General features: G+C 42.9%; 4 protein-coding genes. All 4 read right to left on the minus strand.

What is annotated here, in order from left to right:
* Positions 1–9: 9 nt before the first annotated feature.
* Positions 10–1851: a hypothetical protein gene (locus tag HY064_08570; GenBank protein ID MBI3510704.1), complete on the minus strand. Its 1842-nt coding sequence runs from the start codon at positions 1849–1851 to the stop codon at positions 10–12.
* Between the two features lie 15 nt (positions 1852–1866).
* Positions 1867–3663, minus strand: coding sequence for a WG repeat-containing protein (locus tag HY064_08575; GenBank protein MBI3510705.1), 1797 nt, complete (start codon positions 3661–3663; stop codon positions 1867–1869).
* A gap of 150 nt (positions 3664–3813) precedes the next feature.
* A complete protein-coding gene (locus tag HY064_08580) occupies positions 3814–5229 on the minus strand; it encodes a tryptophan 7-halogenase (GenBank protein ID MBI3510706.1) in 1416 nt (471 codons plus the stop codon).
* 122 nt (positions 5230–5351) lie between these two features.
* On the minus strand, positions 5352–6980 hold the full coding sequence (locus HY064_08585) for an amidase (GenBank protein MBI3510707.1): 1629 nt from the start codon (positions 6978–6980) through the stop codon (positions 5352–5354).
* Positions 6981–7222 lie beyond the last annotated feature (242 nt).

A 7222-nucleotide genomic window follows, 5' to 3' on the forward strand; every position in this document is an offset into this window, starting at 1 on the left:
CCAAAAAAATTATCTGAACACAGTCAGCTTTACATCATCGATGGATGTTTCTGCATTTTTTTCAGTTTGATTGAACATCACTGAAAAAATATCGCCTTTCATCATGGAAGGAAGCGGAACAATAAGATGAACATCCTGCCATTTATTTTCTTCTGTCATTTGCCGGATAATGAAATAAGATCCGCCCGATAATTCCTTATCGTTATGACGGAAACTGTAAACGGCCGAGGCATCCGTTCCAATGTTATTCATCCTGCATTTGAAATCAATATCGAGGAGTAAACTTTCATAACCGGTTATTGAATCAGGAATGAGCCGATCAATGTAACCACGACAGGCGAATGAGCGATCGGTGATCGAATCCATCAGTACAGAATGATTTCCGGAAAAAGAAGATTGTTTTAAAATATTTTTTCCCGCGATGAAAGGATCATCCTGTTCGAGATTGAATTTTTTTACAGAATAAATTTTTGCATTCGAAGGAATTGGAAGCACCGGCGGATCATTGGCCAGCCACATGTATTGAATTTCTGACCGGAGAAAAACGCGGTAGTAATCTTTTTCCGTCATTCCACCCCATGCAAACATTCCCCGGTGATATTGCCACACCTGGAAGATAAGCAGGCAGGAGAGCGGAAGAATGAAAATAAAAGAAAGTAGAATGCGAAAAATAGTTCCAATGGATGAAAGAAAAATGCAGAAGAGAATAACGAAGAACGGTGTGAATTCCACGAGGGGGCGCATACCGAATGCGCCGGAATAATTCCATGCCCACCACGATGAGATGACCCATACTGCTGCAATGAAAAAAGAGAGGAAAGAAAAAAAACGAAATTTATTTTTCAGGAACAATGGAATGATCCCGATAAAACAAATCAGCAGCAAAGGCGAATAAATGAACGCACCGTTATTGAAACTGAACAAACACTGAAAAAAATGCGGGTGAAGAAAATCAAATCCTTCTTTCGAATACGCATAGACGAACCATCGCCCCGACTGCGCATGGTAATAAAGTAATTGCGGGATCAGCGCAGACGCAAATGTGAGAAGAGGATAAATGAGTTTTGCTTTCAGGTGCAGAATATTTACCGCGAAAATTTTTAATGCAGATAAATTTTCTGCAAGGAACGGCAGACTTAAAATGATCAACGCATTTACAGGGCGAATGGCAATGATCAGCCCGGTGATGAGCGAGAGGAAAATAAATTTCTTCGGAGTAAAATTATTTATCGCTGAATGTGCGAGATAAATGAAAATGCAGAACATGCTGTAAGAATACACATGTGTCATTGCCGGTTCCCACAGGACATATTCGAAAAGATTGGTTCCGAAAAAAACAAGTGCGATGGAAATGGAAATTGAAATTTCATTGATGCCCGTTCTTCTCAGGTAACGGAGCAGGAAAAACGTTCCGAGTAAAAAATAAAAAAGCGCTGCAGCTTCCATCGCCACACGGTAGGGCGCCGAATAGCCGTCGGCCGCATCGCCGCTCATTTTTGCATACGCATGCCCGCAAAGAAAAAACGGCGCAGCAAGTAGTGCTTCACCCGCAAAATATTTGTTCACCGGTTTTCCATCGAAGAGGTTGCAGAAACCGCATTCACCGGTGTGAACGAGAGGAGGATATTTTTCCTGCAGCGCATTGATGAAATCAAAACGCAGATCATGATAAATAAAAGTTGCAGGCAGGTAAGAATAATACCCGATCGCATCTCCGCTTATTACCTGCTGTGCGTGGAAGGGTTTCCAGATCTGCTGCGAAGAATAGCGGAAAGAAAAAATAACAATGAAAACGAGCAGTAATTCAGGTCCTCTCCTGAAAGATGAAATGTGCGAAAAAAAATTTTTCATTTTTCCGCCGTTCATTTATTCGAATTCTTTCCGGTCGGGATCTACCAGCACGGCGGCATCTTCGAATTTCGCTTCTACAACCACTGCACCCTTCGTATCGAGATAACCGTATTTTCCATTGTCAGAAAAAACGGCGTAACCATTCACGAACGGCCGTATTTCGGAATACTTTGTGTCAATTATTTTTTTTCCGGTGGAATCGATCAATCCGAATTTTCCTTTCAGCCGCACCGATGCATAGCCATTATAAAAAACGCCGATACTGTCGTAAACAGGCGGCACAAGATTTTTCCCGGTGGAATCGATGAGTGAAGGAATTCCATCATTATCCACGATGCAGGTTCCTTTCATGAAATAAACAGAGCGGGTGGATTTTGGCGGAAAAATTTCTTTGCCGGAAAGATCATAGCACCCGTTCAGCTCGTCTTTCTCTACAGTGAAAAAATTTTTCTGCAAATGAAAAACTTCAGTGAATACGGGTTGCAGAATTACTTTCCCGGTTGAATCAACAACGCCTGCGAGATCGTCTTCATTTTTTGTCTGGTAATATCCGCCACCGAGATCGTAAAAAAATTCAAACTGCGGCTGCACAATGAAGTTTCCTTTGGTATCAATGAGTCCGTACTTATCATTCTCACTCACGATTGCGCGCCCGCGATCGAAATCATCGGCCACATCAAACGTTGTCGGTATCACACGTTTTCCGGTTACATCAAGAAAACCATATTGCCCGTCCATCGAACGGCATCGGGCAAGGCCGGAATTGAAACGATACAAACCTGAACCGGGGCCAAGATCTTCCACAAGAACTTTCCCTGTTTTGTCAATGATGGAAGCGGTGTTCTGGTAAAGAACGATTTGTTTTCCCGAATGAGAGCCCACCGAAACAATTGCAAGCCCTTCATTGAAAGCTACCGCGTAATCATATTTCGGTTCGATGATCATTTTCCCTTTGACATCCATGTATCCGTATTTTCCTTTTTGTTTTACACGGAACATTCCATCGCCGTAAACAGGAATTTCTTCAAATGCAGGTTCTGAAATTATTTTTCCTGTAGTATCGGCAATGCCATAAATTCCCGGGGGAATTACTGCAGGTTCATCATCGAGATGAGGAAGGGTATCTGAAGTGGAATCTGCATTGCGCAGGAAAGGATAATAAAATCCATTGCTGAGATCATAATCAAAAATGTCGTCGTACTTCGGTTGAATAATAACTTCGCCATTCCTGTTGATGAGTCCCTCTTTCACATCCTGTCCGCCCTGCATGAGGGAAAGGAGCATCGCCATCTCATCAGTCGTATCATTCTGAATACATTTTCCTGCAGCGCCCATCATATCTTTGAAATCCTGCATGACCACGGGGCAAGTTAATTTTCCTTTGTTGTTTACAATTCCCAGCGCTTTTCCTTTCTGTACCACGCACAGATTATCGGTGTAGTAAAAAACTTTTTCGTATTGAGGAGTAATGAGAATTTTTCCTGTACCGTTCTCCATGAAACCGAATGCCTTATTTTTTTCGATGATGATGCAGGAAGAACTGAAAGGGATCATGGAATCATATTCATTCTTCACAATATAATTTCCTTCTTTGTTGATGAGGCCATATTTTCCATTTTCTTTCACCACCGCACATCCGCGAATGAACGACCATGCATTTTCATATTTCGCATCGATGAGCATATCGCCATTCTCATTGATGTAACCGTATTTCCCTTTCACTTTCACATACGCCATATATTTTCCGTTATGCGAGCAGGAGGAGAGCAGAACGCCGGTAATAATTAATGGAGCGAGAAAAAATTTCTTCATGTCTAAAGGTAGGTAATGGTTATTGGGTTATTAGGTGTTGGATGTTGTTTATTAATAATTATCGGTGCGATCAGTCAGGGTGTCTGAAATCCAAATTAAAAACGGATAATCAATGTCTCAATACCTTAATTACCTCAACAACCCAATACCTTACGCCATCTCCTTATTGATACTTGTTTTCTTCACGAGCTTGTCATCGATCTCACCGAAGATCAGGTTCCAGTCGGCGCCGCAGGTTTTCTCATGAAGATTGGGGCGATCGACAACAAGATTTTTCCATCGCGCAAATTGTTTTGGATTGCGAAGCATATCGAGGAATTCGCTGTACTCTTCATAGCGATTGAAAAAATCTCCGGCAAGCAAATAGTGTACGAGCGAGAAAGCGGTTTCATATCCTTTGTAATTCGATTCGGAAGTGGAACTGAGGTTGGCAAGGTTAAATGATTCGGGATCATAAAATATATTCACAAATTTTTCCACGAGATCATACGCTCCGTCAATGTGTTTTTTCTTTTCCGTCATCGCGATCATTCCTTTTTCTTTTCCTTCTTTCATCAGCACATCGAGCGCTTCGGCAAATAATTTTGAACTGTTCATGCCGAGATAAACGCCGGAAGCAAAAATGGGATCGAGAAATTTTCCTGCATCGCCGAGCATCGCAAAATTGTGGCCGAAAGTTTTTTCTGCATAATAAGAAAAATCGGAAACAGCAATGAGCGGTTGTGCAATGGAAGCATTTTCAAGAATGTCATTGGTAAAAGCACATTCCCGCACTTCCTGCAGGTAGAATTGCATTTGCCAGTCCTCTTCATTTCCGAGCGCTTTGAATTTCGCTTTCTGTTCTTTCAGGTATTTTCTGTCAATTATGAGTCCCACACTGATGCGGTCTTTTCCCACGGGCTGAATGCCGAACCACCCGCTCTTCCGCTGATCGAGATAACAGATCTGCAACAATCCCACATCGATGCCCTGCACGTACTTCGCGCCTTTCCAGTGCGTGAGAAAAGCAATGCGGTCGAGTTCCTTGTATGCTTTTTTGTCCCCGAGGCGCCGCGCAAGAAAAGTATCCTGCCCGGTGGCATCGATCAGGAATTTACATCGGAAGGTGAGTTGTGTTTCAGCACAACTTGCTTTCACTTCCACCATATCGTCGCTGCGATCAAGATCAACGCTTTCCACTTTTGTTTCTTCGCGCACTTTCGCGCCATGTGTGCGTGCGTGATCGAGCAGCATCTTGTCGAAATCGGCACGTACCACGTGAAAGGAAAGATAACTTTCATCGGGAATGATATTACGGAAACACCAGGTAGAACTTTTCGTTCCGTTGCTGTTCACAAAACGCGCCCCGGGTTTGCGCACAAATCTTTTTTTCATTTCTTCAAAAACGCCGAGCTCTTTGAAAAGAGAATAACAGAATGGAAGAAGCGATTCGCCTACGTGCTGGCGCGGGAATTTTTCACGCTCAAGAACAAGAACGGAATATCCTTTCCAGCGAAGGTAAATTGCAGCCGACGAACCGGTAGGCCCTCCGCCAATAATAATGAAGTCGTAAAGTTTTTCGGCCATAAGGAAATGTTGTTTCTAAGATAGAAGAAAATGTGTGAATGAGAAAATGTGCGAATTAGAAAATGTGCGATCACAGGCGATACGATGATCTTTATTTTTTTTGAATATCCTCATCTCAATAATCACTTTCCTCCAAAATCCAGCGTCGGCAAAAATTCAGGTAACTCCCTTTTTTTTGTCGCCTGCTCAAATGAGTAAGCGAGATTGAAAAGCATTCCTTCCGAATAAGCGCCGGCGATAAAAGAAAATCCTATTGGTAAATGATGCACTTTCCCCATGGGCACGGTGATGTGCGGGTAACCAGCGCGCGCGGCGGGCGGGCAGAAATAAAATCCGGTATCGTAATCACCATTCACAAGATCGATGCAATTCGGAAGCCCAATGCTGGTTCCGCAAATGGCGTGCAATTTATTCAGGGAAATAATATCATCGATCATTTTCCGCGTACTTTTCGATCTTGCAAGTGCATCAATATATTCTTTGCTATCGAGTCCGCCTTTCGCATTGCTGCTCTCGAGAATTTCCTGTTTGAAATACGGCATCGCTTTCGGTTCATTCTGCCTGTTGAATTCAATAACGTCGGCGAGCGATTTTACTTTTGCATTTGCGGTAGAAAGATATTTATTGAGGCCGTCTTTGAATTCGTATTGCAGAACGGTCAACTCTGCGTCGGAACTTTCATTTACCGCTTTCAATAAATCAACTTCTACAACTGTTGCGCCTTTTGCTTTCAGAATATCAATAGCTTTTTTGTACAATGCAACAATGTCCTCATTTCCTTCGAGAAAAGATTTTTCAATTCCAATATTTTTTCCGCGCAAACCATCTTCATTAAGAAACTGCGTGTAATCTTTCACTGCAATGGCATAACTCTCCTTCGTTACCGCATCTTCGTCATCCACTCCGGTGAGTGCGGACAGAAGAATTGCGGCATCTTTCACGGTTCTCGCCATTGGCCCGGCAGTATCCTGTGTTTTTGAGATCGGAATAATTCCGCCGCGACTCAATAAACCAACGGTTGGTTTCATTCCTACAATTCCACAAAAGGAAGAAGGAGCAACAACAGAACCGTCTGTTTCTGTTCCGATCGCAACGGCGCAGAGATTTGCTGCAACCGCTGCCGCCGAACCGGAGCTTGATCCGCATGGGCTGCGATCGAGCACGCATGGATTTTTTGTTTGCCCGCCGCGGCTGCTCCATCCGCTGGAAGAATGTGTGGAACGGAAATTCGCCCACTCGCTGAGATTTGTTTTTCCGAGGAGAACTGCGCCCGCATCGCGGAGTTTTTTGATGATGAAAGCATCTTTCGAAACAATATTTCCAGCCATTGCGAGGGCTCCTGCCGTGGTCATCATTTTATCGCCGGTGTTGATGTTGTCTTTGATGAGAACCGGAATTCCGTGCAAAGGCCCGCGCAATTTATTTGCTTTGCGTTCTTTGTCGCGTTCATCGGCAATGGAAAGCGCATCGGGATTGAGTTCGATAATTGCATGGAGCAAAATTCCATTTTTATCAATCTCATCGATTCGTTTCAGATACAATTCTACAATGGAACGAGAAGTATGATCACCGCTGATCATTTTTTTCTGCAACTCATCAATGGTGTTTTCGTTCAATTCAAAATCTTTTGCATTGGAAGAGGAAATTCCATTTTCTGAAATTTTATTTTTTGCATCGAGTGGAACGGTTCCCAATGAAGAAACGGCGAGTCCGGCAAGAGAAGTGCTACGTAAAAATTTTCTGCGGTTCATGATAATTCCGGTTTCATTAACAATTTAAGTTTTCAGGAAAGACTTTTTCCTGATAAATTCCATCGATAATCACTTGATCTGATCGTTATTTCCATATTAATTTTAGTTTAACTCGGAAACCCACCTGCTTTGCAGGTGGTAATGTTCTGTTGGCTTTGCCGTAAATTTAGGGCATGAGCAAATACCGGAAGCAATCTCACGTGGTTTACAAGTGTGATTACCATATCGTGTGGGTTCCAAAG

The organism is Bacteroidota bacterium, assembly GCA_016194975.1.
Classification (GTDB): Bacteria; Bacteroidota; Bacteroidia; order Palsa-965; family Palsa-965.